This window comes from [Clostridium] clostridioforme AGR2157, from assembly GCF_000424325.1.
Taxonomy (GTDB): domain Bacteria; phylum Bacillota; class Clostridia; order Lachnospirales; family Lachnospiraceae; genus Enterocloster; species Enterocloster clostridioformis_A.
Map to the genome: position 1 here is coordinate 23,776 of NZ_AUJR01000031.1, position 25,374 is coordinate 49,149.

Consider the following 25,374-nt stretch of genomic DNA (forward strand, 5'->3'; position numbering starts at 1 on the left):
GTTCCCCCATTTCAACTATGATTGTTTTAACCCAGGCCGGCTGCGATGCTGCGCCGGACTGTTATTTTGCTGATTTCATGAGCTTGATGGCTGATTTCAGCACCTTCTCACCGTTCATCATACCGTAATCCGTCTGATCGATGACCTGAATCGGGATGCCTTTGCCGCCGTACTTTTCCACGATTTCGCCGTAGCGGTATTTGACCTGGGGTCCTAAGAGAATCACATCCGGGTGCTTCTCATCAATAATCTGACCAATCTTTCCGTCCGGGAAGGCCTCCACTTCGATGGGAAGGTCATGGGAATTGGCTACGCCCTGCATCTTGCTTGCCAGCATACTGGTGGACATTCCCGCGCTGCAAAATAAATATACTCGTTTCATGATTAAATCCTCCTTGATATATATAGCTTCCTTTTATTGTTCCTGTTTTATACCGACGGGTAAAACACCGTATCTGTCCTTACCGATTTTCCAGCTTTTTCTCCAGTTCAGCGATTCTTTCGTAGCTGGCAATCATCTCTTCTGCGATAATTTTAAAGCCTTCCGCGCTCATGAGCTGGTCTTCTGCATGAACCAGAATCATGGAACCGCCTACCTGCTCTCCCTGGGCTTCCTTCTGAATCAGTTCAAAGTGGGCCTCATGTCCAACTAAGAACATCTCCTGTCCAGTCCTTATACATTCCCTGGCGCCCTCAAAGTCGCCCTGCTTTGCTTTCTGGATTGCTTCGATGTAGCTGGAACGCGCTCCTCCTACATTGGAGATAATTTTGAAGCAAATCATTTCTAATCCCTCTATCATTTTTACTGCCTCCTTACTGCTTTTGAAACGAGAAAATGCAACAAAACCATTCTGTTTGCTGCATTTCTTATTAAGTTGCCTTAATTATAAGACAGTTATTCACTTTTTTTCCTTAAAGGCATTTCCTAGCTGTTAGGAAATTCAACCCATAATTCTGTCAATAAATTCCTCATAGCTGCATGGAGCCACTAATTTTGCCAGCTCCTCAGGCTGGTTTACCACATTGGATACCCAGTCAAAGAAAATTTTAATCATTCTGGCATCCCCCTCGTTGATGGCGAAAAGCATGACCAGACGCACCTCAAAGGCGCCCCATTTCACCGGATTCTTAAGCTGCGCCACGGCAATGGTGGAATTTCTTGCAAAGGCGCCAAAGGCATGGGGAATGGCAAAGATGTTCACAAAGGAAGTGGGCGACATCTGCTCCCTCTTTAAGACCACTTCCGTGAATTCCGGCTCCACGATGCCCTCCTTTTCCAGGCCCGCGCACAGCATACGGATGATTTCCTCGGGCTGGTCCATGTCTACCTGGGAGTGATAATGCTCCTTTCGTATCAGGTTCCCTATATGGGATGTGAATTCCAGCCGGAAGCCCTTTTTGTCCAGGCGGTTGATGGCCTGGAGGATTTTTGACTCCGTTTCCGAGTCCACAAACAGGTTGATGGAGACTGTCTCCACATCCAATCTGTGCTCCAGGGGAAAGGTGCTGAGGAGCAAATCCGGATCCAGGGCCGACACTTCGTCCTCCTCGAAATAGCCGAATACCTTTAACACCTCCATCCGCTCACGGAACATGTCGGATATCTTCTTCACACACATGTCGGAGAAGGACTGGTTGTGGGGCAGAATCATCACAGCCCTGTATTTTCTCACGGAATTCATGCGTTCACTGGCAGCTCCCAGGTGAAGGGCAATATAACAGCTTTCCACATCTGATATGGGCCGTCCCAGCCGCTGCTCCAGAAACTCCAGCACATAGATTCCCATTTCAAATACAAGGGGATATTTGCGCTTGATTTCCTCCACGAACACATCCTCCATCCGCACCTGGTTCTTAACACGTTCGATGAGTCCGTGAAAATGCATCTTAAGACCTGCCATCAGGTCGTCGTCCTGCCTGAAATCCAGGCCGAACAGGGCATAGACCTGTTCCAGGGCCTCAGCCACCAGCTTCTTGGTATTCATCCACTTCCCATTATAATTGACAAAATCGCTGGTGTAATTGGAAGCCCGTCTGCCCATGATTACCAGGGCAAACATGCCCACCTCGCCGTCGTGGACCGTTATGTGCAGCCGCTTGGAAATGCGGTCAAAGAAGGTCTGGGATATCTGGTATTCGATGGTTTCCTCCAGCCCCTGCATCCCCTCCTCCATATTGATGTAATTAGCGCAGTTCATCCGTTCAATGCTGGTCCCCGCATGAAGAATCAGCATGGGAAACATGGACTCATGGATGGAATAATCATATTCTTCCAGCACATTCACAAAGATATCCTTGACCTCAATCAGGTTAAAGCTTCTGTAGAGATGGGCCAGGGTGTTCAGGTTAAGGAAGTTCTCCTGCACCTCAGCCACCAGTAAATCCCGGTAGAAACGGCGCTTGCTGGCCTCGTCTCCCTTTAAGGATATGCATTCCTTGTTCCGCACCAGCTTAAGGCCGCCGTAAGGCTCCAGCATCTTGCGTATGCGCTTTAAATCATTGTCAATGGAATAACCGCTGACATAGATCTGACTCTGGAGCATGGTAAGGTTCAGCTCCTTTACCTCAAAAAGCAATTTTTGTATCATGTATGCACAGCGGGCGCCGGGAGTCTGGGGAATGTCTGCCTCCCTTGTCTCTGCCCCGGACGCCAGGGCAGGCCGTGCATCCTCGCACAGCCTGTATCCCTGACGCACATTGGACTCGATGGGCGGCGGGTCCATGCGCTTATTGATGGCCCCCACATCGGAGCGGATGGTCCGGTCCGACACCTGCAGAAGGCCGGCCAGCTGCAGGCTGGTCATCCAGTCCCCCCGCTCTGATAATATGGCAAGCAGCTGCTCCTGTCTTTTATTCTGCATGGTTAAACTCCTTCTCCTACAGTCTTATACAATACGGAACGCGAACACCCTCCAGGGCTCGATATAGTCTAACAGCACATGTTCATACTCCGGCAGATGGCCAATCACATTCTTGCGGCCGTCATTGGGCATATCCTTTGTGACGATGTGGAGCTCTCCTTTATATTTCAGGTAACCGTCATTGAGAATGGCCACATCGCCCTGCTTTAAATCCCTGGTGTTGGCAGCCGGAATGGACTGGTCCGCAAATGTCACCCTGGGCCAGGTGGAGCGGATCATGTATTCGCTCATATCCCCTCTCGCCACATGCTTTGGCTCATAGTCCAGGATCCGTCTCTCTGTGTCTGTCAGCTCCTTTTCCAGTTCAATGCCGAAGGTAAGGATGCCGGGATTGACAGCCGCGCAGGCATTGAGCTCCTCGTCCGTCGCATAGGCATTGGCAATCAGCACATCATCAATCATGCCCGTGGCAAACATATGGCGTACCTGGAAATCCAGCGGAAGGCCGCGGTGCATTTCCAGAGTACAGAGTCCTTCGTTTAAAGGCCATGGACCGTAAGCTCCGGGCGCATTGCTGGATACAAACGCAGCAACCCTGAGGCCCAGTGATTTCATCTTGTCATTGCACCGGTTAAAATGCTTCAGGCTCAGTCCCGTGTATGCCTGCGGATAAAAATTATGGCAGGTAATCAGTTTCTCACGGTCCGGATGGTGATCCATGATGTTCTCCACATACACCAGCTTGGTGCTGGCATTCAGCTCCACCTTCAGCCCCTGTGGATTATAGGTCATAAGGCTTTCCTTCATGCCGTCAAATCCCTCGTCCAGCCGGATGCCGTCCACATGCATTTCCCGGAACACGGACAGGTCCTCATAGGAGATTCCCAGCCTTGAAAATACAGCAGGGCTTACATCCGGAATGATTTCCATGCCGCAGGCATGGGCCTCATCAGCCAAGCGGCGAAACTGTCCGATGATTACCTCCCTGCTCTTTTCCCCAACACTTAAAAGACAGGTAAAGATCCTCTTATACCCCAGTTTACCTGCCTTTCTGATATACGCTATGTCCTGTTCTTCTGTGGAGTGCTCCGGATAAATAGAAATACCTAATCTTGCCATAATAATAACCCCTCTTTCCAGATTTGGACTGCAAAGCAGTTCTTTGACATTAACTATAGCCTGTCAAGAGGGGATTTTGCGGTAAATCCTTTTCCTAACAGCTAGGAAACGGGTTGATTTTATCATGGCCGCCTGTCAAGAGCGTGTTTATAAAATGGTGCGCATGAGCCCCTGTAAGAAACCGGAGGCCTGGCCCTCGTCAGGCCCTTCTACCGTAAGCTCCAGGCTTTCTCCCTGGTGCACGCCCAGACTCATGAGGGCAAGGACATTCTTACAGTCCGCTGTACCCTTTTGGCTTTTAAGGGTTATCCGGCTCTCATATCCTGCGGCCGCCCTGCTCAGACTCATGGCATTGGTAGCATGAAGCCCCTGCTTGTCAGATACTACATATTTATAACTTATCATTTCATCATCATCCTTAATTTATGTAACAGTTCAGACATCCGATGTGAACTGTTACTAATTTATTCTCCCCCATTTTAACATAGTTAACTTTTCTTGACAACCAGGTGTGTGGACAGGTAGAATAGAAAAAGCCGTGCAGCATTCCGGTAAAGACGAAATACCGAAGGCACTGAACCGGCAAATAATGACCAGAAAGGATTAGTTGGAACCCACATGAAATTACAACGTCTTCTGAGCCTGACACGCCAGGCTCTTGATACATACGGGCTGATTCAGGACGGTGACCGCATCGCCATAGGAGTGTCAGGAGGAAAGGACAGCCTGACACTCATCCACGCCCTTCATCATCTGAGGAGGTTCTACCCTGCAAAGTATGAACTGTGCGCCATTACCGTGGATTTGGGACTGGGCAACATGGATTTGGAGCCGGTGGCGGCCATGTGCCGGGAATTTGAAATTCCATATGAAATCATCCGCACGGAAATCGGCGCTGTGCTCTTTGACATCCGCAAGGAAACCAACCCCTGTTCCCTCTGCGCCAAGATGCGAAAAGGCGCTCTCAATGAAAAAGCAAAGGAGATGGGATGCAACAAGATTGCCTATGCCCATCACAGGGATGATGTGATTGAGACTATGATGATGTCACTGTTCTATGAGGGAAGGTTCCACTCCTTCTCACCCTATACCTATCTGGACCGCATGGACCTGACAGTCATCCGCCCCATGATTTTTGTCACAGAGGCAGATGTTATAGGGTTCCGGAATAAGTACCAGCTTCCTGTATGCAAGAATCCATGCCCCATGGACGGATACACAAAGCGGCAGTACATTAAGGAGCTGATACATAAGCTGCAGGAGGACAATCCTCACATAAAAGACTGCATGTTCCGGGCCATATTGGACGGCAATATAAAAGGATGGCCCCAGGCGTTGAAATAATGCCTGAGGTTATCCTTTTGTATTTACTATACCGGGGGCGTCTTGCAGGTCGGGGCTGCCATACATGCCGGAGGCACCATACATACCGTAGGTACCTTACATACCAGGGCCGCCCCCGCCCGTACCGCTCTGGGCCTGACCAGGGCCGTTGTCCTGGCCTCCGGGACCCTGGCTTGTGCTGTCAGAACCGGATCCGGGACCAGAGGTGGAAACGGAGTCAGGCTTCTCTGTTTCAGGAGCCTTTGCAGGATGGCTGCCGGAAGGCTCCCCGGCATCGCTGCCGCCTGGTCCGCTGGCTCCCGGTCCCTGTTCCTCATCCGGATTTTTAGTGCTGTCAGGAGCCTTTGTGGGTTTGTCTGAGACGCCCGGCCCCACTTCTTCGGTCTCTTTTGTTTCCTCGGTGCTCTCCTGGGTGGTCTCCTCTGTCTCATCTGTCTCCTCTGTACTCTCCTGGGTTGTTTCCTCAGGCGCTGTTATTTCGGGCAGAGGTGTCTCTGCCGGCACATTCCGGGCAGGCGCCTTATCGCCTGAGGAGCTGCCTCCTGAGGAACCGCCTCCTGAGGAACCGCCTCCGGAAGGAGCCGCCTTACCCTCCTCATAAAGCCCTGTTTCTTCCGATATATGGGCGCTGATTTTCTTGACAGAGGAAGATGGACTGTAGGATGTCTCCTCGCCGTACAGGAACTGATGGAGAAGGATTACATTGCTTTCCAGGGTGGCGGGCACAACGCAGTCCATCTTTCCGATTTTCATGGTCTGCCTTGAGAATGGGAAACCGGCAGTCTCTCCGATGTGATACTTTCCAATATCCTTTGCCAGAGGCAGCACATCGCCTACTCCTACGCTGGTGGAAATTTCCTGTACCATGTAGCCTGCCAGTGAAGTCAAAGTTGAGAGGTCAGCCTGCTTTGCTTTTGCCAAGGCAAGCTCAACCACCTTTCTCTGACGCTCCGTCCTCTGGAAATCCGTATCCATGAGACGCAGCCGGCTGTAGGCCACGGCCTGAACACCGTCTAAATGGTTCATCCCGGCCTGTTCCAGCTGATAGGAGCCAATGCCGGTTGAATTGACGGTCTCTGTAATAAATCCGTTGATATACTTAAATTCCGCAGGCGTGATTTCCAGGTCTATGCCGCCCAGAATATTGATGGCCTCGGCCACTGACTTCCAATTAAAGGTGGCATAGTCATCAATTTTGATATCCAGGTTTTCCTCCAGGGCAGACACAGCCTGCTTATGTCCCCCCTTAAAGTATGCTTCATTGATTTTATGATAGGTTCCCTCTGAATTGATTTTCAGGTAAGTATCCCTGTAAACGCTGACAAGGCGGATTTCTCCCGTGGACCTGTCAATGCTGCATATCATCTGTACATCTGCCAGGGCGTTCTTGGTATTGCCATCTCTGCTGTCCACGCCAAATACAGCTATATTCCAATATCCTGTGGGTCTGTGAAGGAACAGCCAGGCCCCATATCCTATGAATGCAGCCAGAAGGAGCAAAAGAATCCCCTTCCATCTGCCCTTTTTACGTCGTTTTGCCATCTGTCCCTGCTGCCGTCCGGCAGATGTTCTGCCCCTTTCCATAGTATCCCGCTGCCTTTTTCCGGCGCGCCCCTGATTCCTTGAAACAGACTGTGCCGCCCTGGCCCTGTCCGGATTGGAGGAGGCGCTTCCCGCCTGACGTGATTTCCCGCCCCGGGCCTGCCTGCTTCCCGCGGACTGTGCCTGGTGCCGGCCTTTTGCAGAACCGGACGAACCACGGGAAGACCTCAGGCGGCGGGCGGGCATCGGAGGTTCGTCGTCCAGATAGTCTTCCATGGGAAAATCAACCTCCCTGTCCCCTTCCACGTCGTATTCCTCGCCGTAATAGTACTCCTCGTCATACTCATCGTGACCATCATAGGATTGCCTGGTACTTATGCGCTCCCTGGCAGGCTGCGCAGGCCTCTGGTATGACCTGCCGCCGCCCTGCCGGACGCCGTCCCTTCTGGCACGGGCCCTCATACGTTCCAGCTCATCGTCATTTTCTCTGTTATTCATGATTATACTCCTCTTTATCTATTTGGTTCCTATACGAAAATCATTCCAGGATACGCCGGTAATTTATCATTCATAAATCATATAATTGCACCGTCCCCCATTATATCACACAGGCAGGGGAATGAATAGAACAAAAGTCTTAAAGAATCTTTAAAATAGCGCCTGTAACAGGGATTATGCCGGGGTCCGGCAGGGCCGCTCACCCCAAATATGGTTGACGCATAAAATAGAGTGAGCTATAATATTCACAATCTGTCACAGGAGGGATAGGGACTCATAGCAAAGCTAAGCGCCATGCACCTTTTACCGGGAACGTGAACAGCAGGAAGGTCTGCTGCCGGTGGAAAGGTTAACGAGGTGGAGAGAGAATCGAGAAATTCGGCGGGTGCTCTCCCATGCTGTCCGGGCGTGTTGCATGCCGGAAAATATGCGGGTAACTGCAAAACAAAGCCGGCGTGACCGGATAAATCACATCATATAAAAATTGTTGATAAATGGAATGCTGAAAACTGCCTGTATAAGACAGCTTGGTTTTTTGTTGTCTTTTTCAGGAACGACACCGCAGTTTAAGTAACTGCAACTAACAAAGAAAGGCAGAACAAATTATGTGTGGAATAATTGGATATACGGGCCCTTTGGAGGCCAGGGATGTATTGTTAAAGGGACTTGCCGGACTGGAATACAGAGGATATGACAGCGCCGGAATTGCTTACTTCAACCAGGATTCCCAGGTCAGGACCATTAAAAAGGTGGGAAAGGTGGCCGCCCTAAGAGAATGTGTAAAATCAACCGACGAGATATCCCACTGCGGAATCGGCCATACCCGCTGGGCCACCCATGGAGGCGTAACGGACGCCAATGCCCATCCCCACAGCTTCGGGCAGGTAACCTTGATTCACAACGGCATCATCGAGAATTACCGCCAGCTTACGCAGGAATACGGATTGGAAGGCCGTCTTGTCTCCCAGACCGACAGCGAGGTGGCTGCGGCTGTGCTGGATGCTGCTTACAGTGAATACGGCCGGGACCCGTTTAAGGCCATCGCTGCTTTTACAGGCAGACTGGAAGGCTCCTATGGTTTCTGTATCCTTTTCGCGGACCGTCCCGGAGAGATATATGCCGTAAGGAAGGTAAGCCCCCTTGTGGCATCCTACACCCACTCAGGAGCTCTTGTGGCCTCAGACCTTACTGCCCTGATTTCCTATACCAGGGAGTATTTCGTGGTTCCGGAGGGCTGTATCGTGCGCCTGACGCCATACAAAGTCCGTGTATACGATATGGACTTTAACCGTGTGGAGCCGGAGGCACTGGAGGTCAGCTGGAACATGGATGCGGCCATGAAGAACGGATACCCTCATTTCATGCTTAAGGAAATCCACGAGCAGCCGGAAGCCCTTAAGAATACCATTCTTCCAAGGATGGTGGACCGTCTGCCTGATTTTAGGGATGACGGCATTCCGGACTCCATATTCGCAGAGTGTTCCCAGGTGCGCATCATTGCATGCGGTACTGCCATGCATGCAGGAATGGTGGCAAAAGCGCTGATGGAGCCAATGCTCCGGATTCCCGTCACCGTGTCCATTGCGTCTGAGTTCCGGTATGAGGCCCCGCTGATTGATTCCGGCACCCTGGTCATGGTCATCTCGCAGTCAGGGGAGACCATTGACACGCTGGCCGCCATGAACCTGGCTAAAAGTCTTGGCTCTCCCACCCTTTCCATTGTCAATGTAAAGGGGGCCACCATTGCCAGGGAAAGCGATTACGTATTTTATACCCATGCAGGTCCTGAGATTGCAGTAGCCAGTACAAAGGCATATTCCGTGCAGCTGGCTGCCCTCTACATGATTGGCTGCCGTATGGCCCTGGTCCGGGGGGCATTCAGCCAGGAAGAGGCCCGGGAATTCATGAAGGACCTGATGGATGTCATACCTGCCATGGAAACCATGATTGGACAGTCTGAATTCATCCAGTCCTTTGTGCGCCACCTGATTCGTGAGAGGGACACCTTTTTTATCGGAAGGGGCCTGGATTACGCTTTTTCCCTGGAGGGAGCCCTGAAGCTTAAGGAAATCTCCTACATCCACGCGGAGGCGTATGCTGCCGGTGAATTAAAGCACGGAACCATTGCCCTGATTTACGACAATGTGCCTGTTATCGCCATAGCCACCCAGGACCATGTCTTTGCCAAGACCATTTCCAATATCCGGGAGGTGAAGGCCAGAGGCGCTTACGTCATCCTTCTGGCAAAGAAACAGTCTGTGGTGGAGGACGGAGTGGCTGACATGGAACTTCGGATTCCGGACCTGGAAGACCGCTTCACCGTGTTCCCTATTGCAGTGGCCCTGCAGCTGATTGCCTACTATGCTTCCGTCGGCAAGCATCTGGATGTGGACCAGCCCCGCAACCTGGCAAAATCCGTTACAGTTGAGTGACAGTGCTCTGCTTTGCATCCCAGTCAGTGAATATCTGTTACAGTAAAAATCAGATGCAGCAATACCGGTATAGCCGGCGTTGCTGCATCTGATTTTTTAGTTACTTATGCCCTGTCCCCCTGCATTTCGCTGGGACTACTTCTGTTTCCTCCACTCCTGCTTCACTTTTGCAAAATTCAGGATGACATCCACTGCGCCCTCCGGTCCTGTGACGCTGCTGTTGAGGCACAAGTCATAGCTGCGGGGATCGCTCCACTTCTTGTTGGAGTAATAATTATAGTAGCTGGCGCGCTGTTTGTCTGTCTTAATCATGATGTCCTTTGCCTTGGACGCGTCCACTTTGTACAGGTCCTGAAGGCGTTTCAGCTTGTCATCGTCGTTGGCCGTGATGAATACGCTGACTACATTGGGGTAGTCCTCCAGGGCGTAATCCGCACACCGTCCTACCATGACGCAGGAAGCCTCGTCAGCCAGCTTTTTGATGGTGTCAAACTGTGCCAGGAATATCTTATGGTTAATAGGCATATCGGAATATCCCGATGCCGTATAGCCCATGGAATAGGAATCCATAACCAGTGAGTAGAGGAAACTGCTGGTGGGCCGTTCGTCGTGTTTCTCAAACAGCTCCTCGCAAAGTCCGCTGTGTTTTGCAGCCATGGATAACAATTCCTTGTCGTAGAACTTAACTCCCATCTTTTCTGCCAGTAATTCGCCAATCATCTTGCCGCCGCTGCCACACTGCCTTCCAATGGTGATAATAAGATTATTTGTCATTCTACATTCCCCTTTCTGCACTGTCTGTCCTGTAGGTCATAAGTCATATTTTATCTATTAAGTATTATAACTCAAAAATTCAGAAAAGTATATAGAAATGTATAAAAAAGTAAAAAATAGTATAAAGCTTTGCGACAAAAGTGACAACTTGTCTATTAAAGTATGTTTTTACTGCGCTTTTTCGCCCTGGTTCAGTTTAAGGTATGGAGAAGTTTATCAAAGTATTCCGGCAGGGGCGCTGAAAATTCCATATATTCTCCCGTTCTGGGATGGATGAATCCCAGAACGCCGGCGTGAAGGGTCTGGCCGCTGAGACCGCTTATGGGACACTTGGCAGGCCCGTACACAGCGTCCCCCAAAAGGGGATGGCGGATACTGGCCATGTGGACGCGAATCTGATGGGTGCGGCCTGTCTCCAGCCTGCACTCCACATGGGTGTACTGTCTGAAACGGTTCAGAACCCTGTAATGGGTTACGGCATCCTTGCCGTTCTGGTAATTGATGCTCATCTTCTTGCGCTCCACAGGATGGCGGCCGATGGGAGCGTCCACTGTCCCCTCATCCTCTGAAATGACGCCATGGACAATGGCCTGGTATCTGCGGGTAATGGAGTGTTCCTTGAGCTGGGCTGCGATGGAGCTGTGGGCCATATCATTCTTACACGCTATAATAACCCCGGTGGTATCCATGTCGATCCGGTGGACGATACCCGGGCGCATGACGCCATTGATGCCTGAGAGCTGGCCCTTACAATGGTACATGAGGCCGTTTACCAGGGTATGGCTGCAATGTCCGGCAGCCGGGTGGACCACCATTCCCTTAGGCTTGTTGATGAGGATGACGTCCTGGTCCTCATAGAGGATGTCCAGATCCATGGGCTCCGCGTCGATTTCCGGCTCCACGGCCTCCGGTACCTCCAGCTCAATCCTGTCCTCTTCCTCCACGATATAGCTTGCCTTCACGCCCTGGCCGTTAACCAGGACCTGCCCTGATTTAAGGAGCTTCTGGATGTAGGAGCGGCTTAAATCAGGGCAGGCTTCGGCAAGGTATTTATCAATACGCACATGGTCTTCCATATCCGTTGGATAAAATTCCTGTTTCAAAGGGGTATGTCCTCCTGTCTGATGTTTTATGCTAATGTTTTTTCAATGAGAAACATGCCATGTCCTCGTCCTTATAATAAAACATGATTAAAAGCACAAGGCAGGCAGCGCCGATGGTAACATAGCAGTCGGCCACATTAAAGATAGGAAAATTAATAAGTTTAAAATACAGGAAATCCACCACATATCCCTGGCAGACCCGGTCTATCATGTTTCCCACAGCGCCTGCGCTTATCATCATCAGGCAGACGGCCAGGGGACGGTATTTGCCGTCTGACGGCATCTTACATATGAGGTAAGCCACTGCTCCCAGCACAAGGACCGCGATGAGAAAGAAGAAAAGCTGTTTTTCCTGCATCATCCCGAAGGCAGCGCCCCTGTTTTCCGAATAATAGAATTCAAATACCCCGTTCCAGATGACAAAGGGCTTCTGGCCTTTTAAGGATTGTACCACCAGTCCCTTGGTCCACTGGTCCAGGCCCACCAGAATAGCGAAGCCGATCAGGAAGCTGACAATCAGGGATTGCTTTTGTTTTGTCATTATGCCTGTCCTCCTATCACGTCAAAACCAGCCTTCATCTCATCAGCCGTAACGGTCTTGTCCACATACGCCTGTCCAATGGCCTTAAGCAGGACAAAACGGATGACGCCGGCGTCAACCTTCTTATCGCTCTTGGCGGTTTTAAGTACCTGCTCCCACGCAAGGCCCGGCGCCGCGTCAGGAATTCCAAAGGAAAGGAAGGTATTCCTGATATCCGCCGCCTCTTCCTCCGTAAGCATGCCTCTGAGCTGGGATATACGGGCAGCACCTATACAGCCCAGTCCCACGCAGTGGCCGTGGTGCATGGTGAAATTCTCCAGCTTCTCAACCGCATGGCCCAGGGTATGGCCGAAATTCAGAAGAGCCCTCTCCCCCTGTTCCGTGGGGTCCTGCTCCACTACACGCTTTTTAATCATACAGCTCTCGTAAACCATGGCCTGGCACAGATCCAGATTCCTGGCAGCAATGCCCTCACGGTTATCCTTCAGCCACTGGTAATACTCCTTATTCTTGATCAGGCCGTGCTTCACCACCTCCCCCATGCCGGAGGAGAACTGTTCCTCGGGAAGGGTTAAAAGGGTGCTCAGGTTCGCATAAACCAGCCGGGGCATATGAAAAGCGCCTACCATGTTTTTATAGGCATCAAAATCCACGCCGGTCTTACCGCCGATGCTGGAATCCACCTGTGAAAGCAGGGTGGTTGGAATCTGAATAAAGTCAATTCCCCTGAGGTAAGTGGCGGCTCCGAAACCGCATAAATCACCGACCACACCGCCTCCCAGGGCAGCCAGCATGTCCTTTCTGTCAAAATGCTCCAGAATCAGGTGCTCATACAGGTTCCGCACCGTATCCAGATGTTTATTCTCCTCCCCTGCCGGGAATGTAAAGACCGAAACAGCCTTGCAGCATCCGGACAGAATGGATCGCACCTCCTCCAGATAAAGGGGCGCCACATTGGAATCCGTCACAATGCAAATTTTGTGTTCCTTAACAGGAAGGCAGGATACTGCCTCCTTTAAACCGTCAAAGGATTGGGCCAGTACAATATCGTAGATAGCCTTCCCATCCCTGCATACATTTATCCTGTCAGCCATGCCAGTATCCTCCTGATTTTATACAACAAATCGGCAGACACACCAGGTCTGCCGCATACTTGTCCCCTATACAGGGGCTTCCTTTTCCTTGTCAATTACAAATGGATATTAAGTCCTGAAACATCCATGCCCATGGCGCCGCCTGCGGCCAGAATGTCCTGGAAATCCCCGGACAGTTCCACGGAATCAGGTGTTGCGATGAAGATATAATTAGATATCTTCTGCAGATTGCCGTTCATGGAATAGGTGGCTCCTGAGGTGAAATCTATGATTCTCTGAGCCACTTCTGTATGTATACCCTCCATATTCAGTACCACTGCCTTGCCTGCCAGAAGGTAATCACAGATGTCTCTGGAATCCTCCATGGATGTGGGTTTAATCATCGTCACTTCCATGCTGCGTCTCATAGGTACTACTTTGGGATTGGATCTTCCTAAAAACCGGGGCTTGTCCTGCTCCTCTTCATCATCATATTCCGTATTCTTCTTTGAGAACAGTCCCTTGCGCGGGGCCTCCTCTTCAAAGTCATCGTCCAGGTAGTAATCATCCTCTTCCTCATCAGGATTTAATCTCATGGTATCCATTAACTTACCTAACAGACTCATCTTACACTCTCCAATCTCTATATGAAGTGCTTACTGGGGGAAACACCTTATCGTGCACCGAAAATACCGGTACCGACCCTGACCATGGTTGCTCCTTCTTCAATGGCAACCTCGTAATCCCCAGTCATTCCCATTGAGAGCACACTCATAGTAACATTATCAATGTTTTTGTCACCTATGTCAACAGCAAATTCAAATAATTTTTTAAAAATTCCGCGATTTTCTTCTGGATTATCTACAAAAGGCGCAATTGTCATAAGCCCCTTAATATGCACATGGGAGAAATCCTTAATCTGCATGATGGCATCCTCCACTTCCTCCATGAGGAACCCGTATTTGCTCTCCTCACGGGCCACATTGACCTCCAGAAGGATGTCCACATCCAGTCCCAGCTTTGCCGCGTCTGTCTCAATCTGCTGCGCCAGGCGCAGGGAATCCACAGAGTGAATCAGCACGGCCTTGTCAATGACCTGATGGACCTTGTTGCGCTGCAGATGCCCAATCATGTGCCAGCGGATGTCTTCCGGAAGCTTCGGTTTCTTGTTCAGGATTTCCTGTACCTTGTTCTCACCGAACTCCCTGGCCCCTGCATCATAAGCCTCCATAAGCATGGAAACGGGTTTTGTCTTGCTGACTGCGATGAGAGTCACGTCCTCAGGATTTCTTCCCGCCCTGCGGCAGGCATCTTCAATATGCTTTCTTACTTCTTCCAGCTGATTTTTTATCATATTGTTTTCCTCCCTTACTGGTACAGCAGCTGTCCTTCCTCCACCATGGAGGCATCCAGCACGATATGATCGTACACGGACAAGCCGTATTTCATGTTCTTCCGCACAGTATAATATTCACTGTTGGAATCCAGTATATCAATTTGTTTAAAAATAGTATAGCCTTTATTAATATTGTAAACACCCTTCAGGGAAGCAGTCCTCCCAATCTGGTAACGGTCCGGGGATTCGGGCCTGACCACATAATCCCCTGCCTTGAAGCCGTTTTCCTCGCCCATGTCCACATAATAGAATTCGTCGTCCGAATAGTAGACCGTAGTGGGCACGAAGACAATGGATGTGCCGTTTTCCGTATAAACTTCCTTATAAAAACCGTCTTCCGAGGAATCGCCGCCCTGGGTCATGTATTCCAGCGGTATAAGGTAAAAATTCTTGTCCGTCACTGCGCTGACAGGAATTTTAAGACCGTCAGCCTTATCCACTTTTATCTCGAAATCCACGAAACGGTCCGAGATAAACTGTTCCATATATTTTGAAAAATCCAGTTTCCCATAGGCGGCCCCATCCTTGCCCGTAAAGGTGGAATAGGCAGCCGGTGTGCTGAGGGAATAGTCGCGGAATATGACACGAAGGACGGTCTTGTCATTATAAAGGGCCGCGTCCTCGTCGCTCAGCGGAAATACGATGGACCATTTTTCCGAGGTAACAATCTTATAGGCCGGGGAGCCGCTGTCAATCAAATCCCCGGATTTATGTACTGTCTTGACGTAGGTGCTCCGGTCAAAGGCAGCTGCCTCCACGTCTGACGTTGTCATGGATTCAAAGGAGTCAATTCCGTAAGACACCACTCCGGACACATCGGATCGGACCTGTTCAAAGACAGCCCCGGACTGTTCCGCCAGCTTGTCTAACTGGTCCAGGGTGCTGAAGCTGGAATACTCCATCACCGAGGCGTCCAGGGAAATCCTGGCGTCATAGATGGTTCCGAAATCCTGGTTCTGAAAGGACAGCACAAAGGATGTAAGCTGCTTTTTCAGGTCTGACAGGCTGTCATCGGAAAGGGAATTGCCCTCCTCGGCGTTCTCTTTTAACAGTGCCTCCAGGTTCCCTGTCTCATCCAGGGAATAAATGCGGCTTCCCACGGAAGCACGTTTTCCCTCCCGCAGATAATAGTTGATATAGCCGGAGCGGTCTGCTGTGCGCACCTGCTCCTCCCGGAGAATCAGCCCGTTGTAGATTCGGTTATTGACGATTCCGCCGTCCACCACCTCATAAAACTGGATCTTCTCCCGTTTCAGATACGTATAAACGCTGAATACCAGGTAGATGAAAATGATAAAGAAGATAATCATTCCCACATTGATGTTGAGAGGCCTGCGGTAACGTATGACTTTTTTGTTTTTCTTTTTGGCCATAAATCCGGCCTCCTTTTACAAAATACGCATCACTTCACAAAAAGCTGCCCTCCATACCAGGCATTTTAATCCCAGCAGGTTGGCAGCCTATAAATCCTGTCTGTATTTTATCACAGAATATGTATCATTACAATGAAATAATCACATCGCCCTTAGCACACTCAGGAAGCTCCGCAGCGTCCATGGAAATACTTAACACAAAGGTTATATGATATTTTTCACCGATATTTTTCAATGTCATATATGTATCAGAAATGTCTGCTCCCTCCAGGCATGACAGCTTTAAAAAGCTATCCAGGTACATGGTCTCCAAATCGTGATCCTGAGAGATAATACCACAGATAAATCCTAAAAATCCATCGCTGTTTGAAAGTGGGAATTCATTGACATTAATGAGACGAATCTTGTTGTTTAACTCATACATATGCTGGGCACTCTTATCCAGATATACGACAGTGCCGTTGGCCCCCTTGATAGCTGCATTGGCCATATCTAACAGATGTTTGGTCTTGCCTTTACCTTTTTTTCCTGCAATAATCTGAACCATACCAATCTCCTCCTTGAGTTATATATGTTGTATAAAAAATCAATTAAGATTACTTTAATTATAGTATAAATTCATAGAAAGCGCAATCACTATTTGACGATTTTAGAAATTATATTTGTCATGTTATCATATAGGCCGGGACGGCTGTCCGATTTCAGTACAACAGATATATATTCCTTATCATTCTGGTCCCTGGTAGCCATGATGAGACAATAGCCGGCTGCGTTTGTAGTGCCTGTCTTTCCCCCGAATACGGTCAGGCCTTCCGGCGTCTCCCGCTCCCTTGTCATGAACCAGTTTCCGCCTTTCCATGTCTTGGTGACGGCCTGGCTGTCCTTGTCGTGGTAGTTGGCAGTATAGGATGTGGTACCCACAATCTGCCGGAATACCGGATATTTGAGGGCCTCATTGAAAATTAGATACAGGTCATAGGCCGTGGTATAATGGTCCGGATCGTTGAGCCCGTGAGGGTTCACAAAATGAGTTCCGGTGGCTCCCAGACTGGCAGCCTCCTGATTCATCATGTCAGCGAACTTATCAATGCTGCCCGCAATGTGCACTGCGATTGCAGCGCCCGCATCATTGCCCGAAGGGAGCATGAGCCCATATAAAAGCTGTTCCAATGTCAGGGTATCACCCGGTTTAATGCCGCACAGGGTGGCCCCGGATTCCGTGATGACGGCATCATCCGTCACAACTACCCGGGCGTTCAAATCGCCGTTTTTAATGGCTACAAGGGCTGTCATCACCTTGGTGATACTGGCCGGATACAGCCGTTCAAAGGCTTCCTTGCTATAGAGTGTTTCCCTGTCGCTGACATCAAAAAGGGCAGCTGCCTCCGATGTCACATAACTTTCGTCAAAGCTGCCTTCATCCTCCACTACGCATAAATCCGAAGCAAAACCGTCTGCATAGCGCACGGTCCGGGACAGGCTGTCCTCCATGACCGGGATTCGATCTTCCAGGCTGTAGGGTTCCTTAACGCCTGAAAGACAGCCCGTAGTGGAAAGGGCGACAGCCCCCAGAAGAAGCGCACACAGAAAGCTGCGCGTCCGCACTGCCTTCATTACCTGACTACCTCGCGCCATTCCATATCGCCTCTGTCAAGAGCCTTGATAAGCAGTTCGGCAGATGCCAGATTGGTGGCAAGGGGAATATTGTAGATGTCACACAGGCGGACCACGTCGTTTACATCCGGCTCGTGTGATTTGGGATTCTGCGGGTCACGTAAAAAGATGACCAAATCCATCTCATTGTGCTCAATCTGAGCTGCCATCTGCTGCATACCGCCCAGATGCCCTGCCAGATATTTGTGAATATTAAGGTTAGCCACCTCTTCAATCAGGCGGCCTGTGGTGCCTGTTGCATACAGTGTGTTCTTGCTGAGTATTCCTCTGTATGCGATGCAGAAGTTCTGCATCAGTTTCTTTTTTGCGTCATGTGCAATCAAACCAATTGTCATATTAAATTAACCCTCCTTGGATTAGATATGTCTTGTTTCTCTCTGAAGCCCCACATTGAGCACCAGCCCTATTCCCATGAAGATACTGATTAGGGAACTGCTTCCGAAACTGATGAACGGAAGGGGAAGTCCTGTATTGGGAAAGATGCCTGTGGCAACGGCGATGTTGGCAAATGCCTGGAACGCAATCAGTGTTGCCATGCCCACACAGATAAGGCGGCCGGATAAATCCCTGGCCCGTGCAGCCATCATAAGACATTCATAAATTATCAATAAAAATAAGGCGATGACCACCACGCAGCCGATGAATCCCAGCTCCTCGCCGATCACGGCAAAGATGAAGTCCGTCTGCTCCTCTGACAGGAAATTGCCGTTCTTGACAGACGCTATGGTGGTATTGAAAAGCCCTTTGCCCTTTAGCTGGCCTGAACCGATGGCAATGATGGAGTTATTCTGCTGATAACGGGCCTCTCCGTACTGGTCCGGATAAAACCAGGCCAGGATACGCCCTGCCTGATAATCCTTTATGAATGGAATCATACCGTGAAGCAGCAGGTAGACAAAGGTGGACATTACGGGAATGGTAACAGCCAGTGTTCCCGCAATCCACTTATAGCTTATGCCGCTTGCAAATACGATTCCCAGTACCATTACCATAATCACAAGACAAGTAGACAGATTCGGCTGTTCGAAGATCAATGCCGCCGGAATGGCAAAAAGTACGGCTGCTATGGCTACGGTACTGACCTGATTAATCTTTTCCTGGTATTTCATGAAATACCAGGAAAAGGTTATGATAAGGCCTATCTTAACAAATTCCGATGGCTGAAGCTGGCCGATGGCCGGAACCTCAATCCACCGCCTGGCGTTGTTCACCACATTGCCCCAAATCAGTACAGCCACAAGGCTTGCAATACACAGGCCGTATATGAGGGTACTGAAGTTCAGGATTTTGTGGTAATCCACCAGGGAAAGACCAATGGCCACAGCCAGTCCTATGAACACTCCTAATAGCTGCTTGTTGACTGCATCCGCGTTCATGTTCGTAGCGCTGCGGATAACCAGCACGCCGATGACGTTGAGTACAATCATATAAAATATCAGCCGAAAATTAAAATGTCTGAAATCATAATCCAAAAACATATTTAATATAGCCCCTTGTTCGATATGGAACGAATCGGTATGTTGGCATGAAGCACAGGCAGTGTCCGGCAGCCGCCTTTTTGGGGACTGCCCTCTGTATCCATCTGTATCTGGACTTTGTCCTTTTCTATCTCCATATATTTGGAAATGGCGTGTATCACGTCATCTTTTATCATCAGTATCATCTCCGGTGAGCAGCCTGCCTTATCGGATACCAGCAAAAGCTTTAGCCGCATCTTAGCTGTCTCTCCGGAACGCCTGGTTTGAAGCCCCTGGAACCATCTCACCTTGACACCATCCCTTCTATGCTCTCTTAAGTATTCCGCGCAGCCTGGCAAAAAAGGTTTCCGTCTCACCGGGATTTGTCATAGGTATGCTCTCTCCCAGTATCCTGCGGCAGATATCAAGATAAGCCTGTCCGGCCGTAGAACCCAGTCCCACCAGAGGTTCTCCCTGGTTGGTGGAAATGACGATATTCTCGTCATCGGGCACTGCTCCGATGATGTTTACTGCCAGAATGTCCGTCACATCGCTTAAGGACATCATGTCTCCCCTGCGGACCATGTCGGCCCGGATCCGGTTGACAATCAAGTCAATCTCGTCTATCTCCGCATGTTCCAGCAGACCGATGATACGGTCCGCATCGCGGATGGCCGAGACCTCCGGCGTCGTAACCACCAGTGCCCTGTCAGCACCGGCTATGGCATTGTAAAATCCCTGTTCAATGCCTGCGGGACAATCTAACAGTATGTAGTCAAATTCTTCCCTCAGGTCATCAACCAGCTTTATCATCTGCTCCGGATTCACGGACGTCTTGTCCCGTGTCTGGGCCGAAGGCAGAAGGTATAGGTTCGGGTATCTTTTGTCTCTTATCAGGGCCTGCTTCATACGGCAGTTGCCTTCCACCACGTCTACAAGATTGTAGACAATGCGGTTCTCCAGTCCCATGACCACGTCCAGGTTGCGCAGGCCGATATCTGTATCAATCAGCACTACCCGCTTACCCAGGATAGCCAGTCCTGTTCCCACATTGGCAGAAGTAGTCGTCTTTCCTACCCCGCCTTTTCCAGAAGTAATCACAATGACCTCGCTCATGATGAAATCCTCCTGAAAATTACTTTACCTTCCTATTGTACATTAAATTTCGTAAATTTACCAGTATTTTTTTGGCATTAAGCAAAATTTAACATATTGTTTAGGAATGACTTTTTTAAAGACCGCATAACAATGGCCCTATCTTCCACCAGGGCTATCATGGGTCCCCGCCCCAGACGCTTGTTTCTTTCGTTGAAACGGCTGCTCAGATCTCCGATGCGGATTTGCAGGGGAGCCATGTCAAGGGCCATGACAATGGCCTGGGGATTGCCGGACACGCCGGCTGTCACCGTACCCTTCAGCTCTCCCAGCACAACGACATTGCCCTTGGCCGTTACCCTGGCTCCGTGGTCCACATTTCCTATGAGCACGATGCTGGCCTCGGATTCCAGGCAGTCTCCCCGCTTCAGTGTACCCCGGTAGAACTGTCCTGTCTGGGAGTTCAGTTCCATCAGCTTATCGTTAAGTGCTTTCTCACAGCGTTCAATCCGTTCCGCATCCGTGTCCAGAAGACAGAGGACTTCTATCTGTGAGTTCTTCGTAATCGTATCGACAATTGCAAATTCCTGGGCCGCAGTCAGATCCCGGCCCTCCAGGGTCAGGGTCATCTGGACAGAACCCCAGAAACGGGCGCTCTCGCTGAACTTCTTCCCAATGGCCTCCAAAAGCTCGCCAAAGGGGAGTTCAGGGTCCAGGATGACAGTCATTCCTGCCTTGCTGCTCTTAATTACAACTGCATTGCGCATACAATCACCTCTTTTGCTGGTTTAGTCACCGATTTTTACATTTGATACACCTAATGCACCGGAGCTTTCTATCTGCTCCAGGGTGGTATATTTATAATAATACTCGTACACCTTTTTGCCAAGGGTTGCGGCGTTAGTTCCCGCATAACCGTAAGGAATATTTACAGTCACGGCGATTTCCGGATGGCTGTAAGGCGCAAAGGACACGAAGAAGGCATGGTTGGAACGGCTCTTGTCCTCCTGGGCTGTTCCGGTTTTGCCTGCCACCTCCACGGGGAGGTCGGAGAAAATGCTCTTGGCGGAGCTGTCTGTGATTACCCGGCGCATACCGGTCTGGACTGCGTCCCAGGTACTGTCAGCCGCGTCCACATGGGAGCTTATGGCAGGGGTATAGTCCTTAATCAGGTTGCCGTCAGAGTCGGTAAGTTTATCTAAAAGGCTCAGCTCAAATACATTTCCGCGGTTGGCAAGGGCAGCCACATAGCGGGAAAGCTGGACATTGGTGTAGGAATGGGTGCCCTGTCCCATGGCGGAACGCTCCGGGTCCTCAGATGATATCTGGGGCTCGTTCTCGGAAATCTCCACACCTGAGGTGTGGTCCAGACCGAAAAGGGTTGCGTATTTGCGCAGAGTGGCAAGACCCTGGTCCGGCGAATAGGTGCCGTCCGGCTTCATACAGAGCCTGTGGGCCAGCTCGGCGAAGAAGTAGTTGCAGGAGTTCTGTATGCCTTCTTCGATGTTCTCGCTGTTATGGCGCCCGGGCCAGATCCAGCACTTGATGGGCTTGGAAATCTGGTCGTATATACCGGTACACTCGATGGTGTCCTGAAGCCCAATCACGCCCTCTTCCAGGGCTGCCACAGCCGTGATGGGCTTAAAGGTGGAGCCCGGAGCCTTCTGGGCCTGAGTCGCGTTGTTGTACAGTGGTCTGGACATATCGTCCTGGAGCTGGCTGAAATAAGCTGCGTCCACGCTGCCTGACATCAGGTTATTGTCATAGCTGGGGTATGTGACCAGGGCCCGCACCTCTCCCGTCTTTACGTCCGTTACCACTACTCCGGCCGTACACGGGTCCAGGGCCAGCTGTGCCGGCGTCAGCTCCAGGTTGGATATCTTCTCCTTGATAAACTGGTAGGTGTAGGTGGAATCCCCCATCTGGAGAGCTGCTATGGCCTGGGCGTCATAAGCCAGGACACCCTGGGCATAAAGGGCCAGACAGAGCTCACGGCCTGTTATGACCTCGTCATTAATCAGGTAACGGAACATGCGCTTTGTGAATTTGTTGTCGCTGCGCAGGGAGTCGATGACATGGTCCACCAGCTGGGTGAATATGTCGTCGGCATCGGAATATTTGCTGGTCACGTCCAGATGGGTGGTGTCCACCCAGTTTCCCGCGATTCCGCTGTAGATATAGTCCCTCAGGCTGATGGTGCCTTCTCTCCAAGCCTGGTATTCCGGCGAGGACTGATCAATCTTATCCTTCTGTATGATACCTACGGACCCGTCAGACAGATAAGCATAGATATAATTCATATAAGTAGCCATGTCCTTGGGAAGATCGTTCATGGCCAGGGCATGGGAGCTGAGAAGCTCGTTCCGTATCGCCGCGAGTATCTGTTCCCTGGATGTCTCGTATTTGCTGTAAATCTGTTTTTCAATGTCAGACGCCCCCTCCTGGGACATATCCATCAGGGACAGCACATTGTTGTTAATCAGCTGGTAATATGCGTCCTTCACAGGAATGGGTATCTTGGAAGGGTCATAGGTCTTATCAGGGTCCAAATCATCGTACTGGAGATGGTAGCTGATGATACCGGCCAGCTGCTGCTCAATCAGCTTGTAAACAGCAATCTGCAGGTCCCTGTCAATGGTCAGGTACACATCATCCCCGGCCTTGGCGTCCGTCTTTTCAATGATTTCGCGGGGACGTCCCATGTTGTCCACATACATCCTGGAGTAGCCTTTTTCTCCCTGAAGCTCCAGCTCCATGGATTTCTCGATTCCGATACGGCCCACAATATCGTTGAGATCGTATTTGTCCGGGGCGTCTTCCGGCAGGCCGGCGGCCTCGTCGGACTGGTGCCACTGTTCGTTCAGGGAGGACAGCTGGTCCTCCTGAACCTTGCCGGTATAGCCGATGATAGGGGCGAAATAGATGCTGTCCTCATACCTGCGCACATAGGACTGCTCCACCGTGACGCCCTTTAAGTCCGCGGCGTTTTCATTGATTTCCACCATGGTCTCATTGCTGATATTGGTGGCCACGGTGGTGGTCTCGTACTTCTGGTATTCGGTCAGCTTCATGGTGTAGATAATGTTTATCATGTCAAGGGCAATGTTGTCCGGTATGACCAGGGGATTGCCTTTTTCATCCTTCATCTTATCCAGCTCATAGTCCACCTTCTTGCGCTCAAAGGCCTCTCTGGCCGTGATGTTGGTGGGATACTTGCCCTTTGGGTCGTTGAGGCTTGCGGTGGAAGAAAGACCGTAAAAGTTCAGGAAGAAACGGGTTCTGGCGGAATCAGAACTGGATGTAAAGAACATCTCGCCGTTCTGATCAAGGGCAATCTCGAATTTGCCTTCCACGGTCTCCCCGCGGCGGTCCAGTATCCGTACCAGGCGGTAGAGCATCTGGTTGCGGGAACTGGGCCTGGGATAATCCCCCAAATCCTGTATGGTGACGGAATAAGCCAGCTCATTATAAGCCAGCCTGTTGCCGTTCCTGTCATAGATGTTGCCCCTGGACCCCGGTGTCGTGACGCTTTTTTCCGTCCTCTGCATATAGGTTTCCTGGTATTCGCTTCCGTCCAGAATCTGCATCTGGAACAGCTTGCCTAACAGCCCGGCAAACATGACGGTAAATATCACGGAAAGTGCAAAGAGCCGTGAGCTGAACAGCTTCTTGAAAAATTCTTTTACTATTTCTAACAGTTCGTCAAACAAGTTTTGTGTCTCTCCTTTTTCCTATATCCTCCACGCGTCTGCTGGCGGAAAGGAACAGCCTGTAAATCAAAAGGGTGGTAACTGCGGTAAATATAATCTCCGGAAGCATGATGTTCCTGAAATAATAAGGAAGGTTCAGACGTCCGCGGATTAAGAAACGGAAGACGTATATATACATGCTGTACCAGATTCCGTTGAAAATGCTGAGTATCAGCGGAAGGGTGATGTAGTCTTCATAATAGTATTTGGTAAAGATGCCGTTGGCATAGCCGATATAAATATATATCAGGGTATAAAAACCAAAAGGCCCGCTGTAGAAAAGATCCAGTAAAAGGCCTGAAAAGACGCCGTAAAACATCCCCGCGTTCTTTCCGTGGATAAAACCAAAGGAAAACGTAAGGATTAAAAGCAGATTGGGCGTTGCCGACAAAAACGGAAGCAAGGGAAATACGCAGTTCTGCACCGTAAATGCCAGCACGATAAACAATATATTGATAAGTACCTGTTTTATCTTTGCTTGAATCACTGGGCAGCCGCCTCTCCTGTATCTTTGATATCCGTAATGATCAGCACTTCCTGCAGATTATTAAAATCAGCCACCGGAATCAGGTAGCCTGACTGGGTCAGGTGATCCGGGTCAATGGAGACATCCGCAGCATATCCAACCAGGATTCCCGGAAGGAACTTGGTGCTGATGTTGGAGGTAACTATCTGATCGCCGTCCCTGAGGACCGCATCCTTTGAAAGATCCGTAAGCTTAAGACGCCCCTCCTCATAGAGGGTCAGATCTCCTGCCACAATACAGTTATAGGAGGAATCCAGCTTCATGGCTCCCACCCGGCTGGAATCGTCGATGATGGAACGCACCGTGGCGTAATTGGCGCCCACATCCGTCACAATGCCCACCAGACCGCCGTCGGCAACCACGTTCATGTCCACGGCCACTCCGTCGGCAGAGCCCTTGTTGATACGGAACACCTGGAACCATTTTTCCGAGTCGCGGGCAATGACCCTGGCCCCGATTTTATCATACTGCATATAATCCTGGTCCAGCTCGTAGAGCTTCCTTAAGCGGTCCAGTTCAAACTGTTCTGCCTGCAGACGGTTATTGTCCTCTGTGAGCTGTACAATCTGTGTCTTCAGCTCCTCATTTTCCCGCAGCGCGTCTTTTAAGCTGCCGTAATCCTTTAACTCGTTATAGATGCCGGTACCCACTGCGTTGACTCCTGTCTGAATGGGAATCAGAAAATATCCCACACCGGTGCGCAGGGGTTCCATGATGCCGTCCTTCAGGGATGTGATGCAGATGAGCAGTACGCACAGCACCGTAAGTCCTGCCAGAATATATTTACTGTGTTTGGTTTCCATGGATAAACTTCCTC

25 protein-coding genes are annotated in these 25,374 nt (G+C 50.3%); 2 read left to right on the forward strand and 23 right to left on the reverse strand.

Annotated features, from left to right (window positions below; all coding sequences use genetic code 11):
• Positions 1–61 precede the first annotated feature (61 nt).
• From G614_RS0113905 to G614_RS0113925, 5 genes are all read right to left on the reverse strand, one after another.
• Positions 62–382 (reverse strand): PTS sugar transporter subunit IIB, encoded by a 321-nt coding sequence (locus G614_RS0113905; protein ID WP_027642433.1) that lies wholly within the window; start codon positions 380–382, stop codon positions 62–64.
• 79 nt (positions 383–461) lie between these two features.
• Entirely contained in the window at positions 462–800 is a 339-nt protein-coding gene (locus tag G614_RS0113910) for a PTS lactose/cellobiose transporter subunit IIA (protein ID WP_027642434.1), read from the reverse strand.
• A gap of 141 nt (positions 801–941) precedes the next feature.
• A complete protein-coding gene (locus G614_RS0113915) occupies positions 942–2,861 on the reverse strand; it encodes a BglG family transcription antiterminator (protein ID WP_027642435.1) in 1,920 nt (639 codons plus the stop codon).
• 24 nt (positions 2,862–2,885) lie between these two features.
• Entirely contained in the window at positions 2,886–3,980 is a 1,095-nt protein-coding gene (locus G614_RS0113920; RefSeq protein ID WP_027642436.1) for a DUF871 domain-containing protein, read from the reverse strand.
• 147 nt (positions 3,981–4,127) lie between these two features.
• Positions 4,128–4,385 (reverse strand): HPr family phosphocarrier protein, encoded by a 258-nt coding sequence (locus G614_RS0113925; RefSeq protein ID WP_027642437.1) that lies wholly within the window; start codon positions 4,383–4,385, stop codon positions 4,128–4,130.
• 213 nt (positions 4,386–4,598) lie between these two features.
• On the opposite strand from G614_RS0113925, the gene G614_RS0113930 reads away from it, so the two are divergent.
• Complete coding sequence (locus G614_RS0113930) at positions 4,599–5,324, forward strand: tRNA 2-thiocytidine biosynthesis TtcA family protein (RefSeq protein WP_027642438.1); 726 nt, start codon at positions 4,599–4,601, stop codon at positions 5,322–5,324.
• A gap of 96 nt (positions 5,325–5,420) precedes the next feature.
• On the opposite strand, the gene G614_RS0113935 is transcribed toward G614_RS0113930, so the two are convergent.
• On the reverse strand, positions 5,421–7,364 hold the full coding sequence (locus tag G614_RS0113935) for an LCP family protein (RefSeq protein WP_027642439.1): 1,944 nt from the start codon (positions 7,362–7,364) through the stop codon (positions 5,421–5,423).
• 605 nt (positions 7,365–7,969) lie between these two features.
• Between G614_RS0113935 and glmS the strand changes: the two genes are divergently transcribed.
• Positions 7,970–9,796: a glutamine--fructose-6-phosphate transaminase (isomerizing) gene (glmS, locus tag G614_RS0113940; RefSeq protein ID WP_027642440.1), complete on the forward strand. Its 1,827-nt coding sequence runs from the start codon at positions 7,970–7,972 to the stop codon at positions 9,794–9,796.
• Between the two features lie 135 nt (positions 9,797–9,931).
• Here the strand turns inward: glmS and G614_RS0113945 are convergent, their stop codons facing one another.
• From G614_RS0113945 to mreC, 17 genes are all read right to left on the reverse strand, one after another.
• Positions 9,932–10,591 carry a cytidylate kinase-like family protein gene (locus G614_RS0113945; protein WP_027642441.1) on the reverse strand — a complete coding sequence of 220 codons (660 nt, stop codon included), beginning with the start codon at positions 10,589–10,591 and terminating at the stop codon, positions 9,932–9,934.
• 170 nt (positions 10,592–10,761) lie between these two features.
• Positions 10,762–11,673, reverse strand: coding sequence for an RluA family pseudouridine synthase (locus G614_RS0113950; protein WP_027642442.1), 912 nt, complete (start codon positions 11,671–11,673; stop codon positions 10,762–10,764).
• A gap of 31 nt (positions 11,674–11,704) precedes the next feature.
• Positions 11,705–12,214: a signal peptidase II gene (lspA, locus tag G614_RS0113955; RefSeq protein WP_027642443.1), complete on the reverse strand. Its 510-nt coding sequence runs from the start codon at positions 12,212–12,214 to the stop codon at positions 11,705–11,707.
• Positions 12,214–13,308, reverse strand: coding sequence for a 3-dehydroquinate synthase (aroB, locus tag G614_RS0113960; RefSeq protein ID WP_027642444.1), 1,095 nt, complete (start codon positions 13,306–13,308; stop codon positions 12,214–12,216). Before aroB ends, lspA begins: the two co-directional genes overlap by 1 nt.
• Positions 13,309–13,403: 95 nt before the next feature.
• Entirely contained in the window at positions 13,404–13,913 is a 510-nt protein-coding gene (locus tag G614_RS0113965; protein WP_002583177.1) for a cell division protein SepF, read from the reverse strand.
• Between the two features lie 47 nt (positions 13,914–13,960).
• The gene (locus tag G614_RS0113970) at positions 13,961–14,641 is read right to left on the reverse strand and encodes a YggS family pyridoxal phosphate-dependent enzyme (protein WP_027642445.1); all 681 of its coding nucleotides are present in this window, start codon (positions 14,639–14,641) and stop codon (positions 13,961–13,963) included.
• A 14-nt stretch (positions 14,642–14,655) separates the two neighbouring features.
• Complete coding sequence (locus G614_RS0113975; RefSeq protein WP_027642446.1) at positions 14,656–16,056, reverse strand: HlyD family efflux transporter periplasmic adaptor subunit; 1,401 nt, start codon at positions 16,054–16,056, stop codon at positions 14,656–14,658.
• A 127-nt stretch (positions 16,057–16,183) separates the two neighbouring features.
• Positions 16,184–16,603, reverse strand: coding sequence for a hypothetical protein (locus G614_RS0113980; protein ID WP_027642447.1), 420 nt, complete (start codon positions 16,601–16,603; stop codon positions 16,184–16,186).
• Between the two features lie 89 nt (positions 16,604–16,692).
• On the reverse strand, positions 16,693–17,670 hold the full coding sequence (locus tag G614_RS0113985) for a D-alanyl-D-alanine carboxypeptidase family protein (protein ID WP_027642448.1): 978 nt from the start codon (positions 17,668–17,670) through the stop codon (positions 16,693–16,695).
• On the reverse strand, positions 17,670–18,065 hold the full coding sequence (mgsA, locus tag G614_RS0113990) for a methylglyoxal synthase (protein ID WP_002567726.1): 396 nt from the start codon (positions 18,063–18,065) through the stop codon (positions 17,670–17,672). Before mgsA ends, G614_RS0113985 begins: the two co-directional genes overlap by 1 nt.
• 21 nt (positions 18,066–18,086) lie before the next feature.
• Positions 18,087–19,208, reverse strand: a complete 1,122-nt coding sequence (locus G614_RS0113995; RefSeq protein WP_027642449.1) for an FtsW/RodA/SpoVE family cell cycle protein — start codon at positions 19,206–19,208, stop codon at positions 18,087–18,089.
• 2 nt (positions 19,209–19,210) lie between these two features.
• On the reverse strand, positions 19,211–19,495 hold the full coding sequence (gene minE / locus G614_RS0114000; protein ID WP_027642450.1) for a cell division topological specificity factor MinE: 285 nt from the start codon (positions 19,493–19,495) through the stop codon (positions 19,211–19,213).
• A 16-nt stretch (positions 19,496–19,511) separates the two neighbouring features.
• Positions 19,512–20,303, reverse strand: a complete 792-nt coding sequence (minD, locus tag G614_RS0114005; RefSeq protein WP_002567729.1) for a septum site-determining protein MinD — start codon at positions 20,301–20,303, stop codon at positions 19,512–19,514.
• A gap of 77 nt (positions 20,304–20,380) precedes the next feature.
• Positions 20,381–21,049, reverse strand: coding sequence for a septum site-determining protein MinC (gene minC, locus G614_RS0114010; protein ID WP_027642451.1), 669 nt, complete (start codon positions 21,047–21,049; stop codon positions 20,381–20,383).
• 21 nt (positions 21,050–21,070) lie between these two features.
• Complete coding sequence (locus G614_RS0114015; protein ID WP_027642452.1) at positions 21,071–23,992, reverse strand: penicillin-binding transpeptidase domain-containing protein; 2,922 nt, start codon at positions 23,990–23,992, stop codon at positions 21,071–21,073.
• A complete protein-coding gene (mreD, locus tag G614_RS0114020; protein ID WP_027642453.1) occupies positions 23,985–24,518 on the reverse strand; it encodes a rod shape-determining protein MreD in 534 nt (177 codons plus the stop codon). Before mreD ends, G614_RS0114015 begins: the two co-directional genes overlap by 8 nt.
• On the reverse strand, positions 24,515–25,360 hold the full coding sequence (gene mreC / locus G614_RS0114025) for a rod shape-determining protein MreC (RefSeq protein WP_027642454.1): 846 nt from the start codon (positions 25,358–25,360) through the stop codon (positions 24,515–24,517). Before mreC ends, mreD begins: the two co-directional genes overlap by 4 nt.
• Between the last annotated feature and the right edge of the window lie 14 nt (positions 25,361–25,374).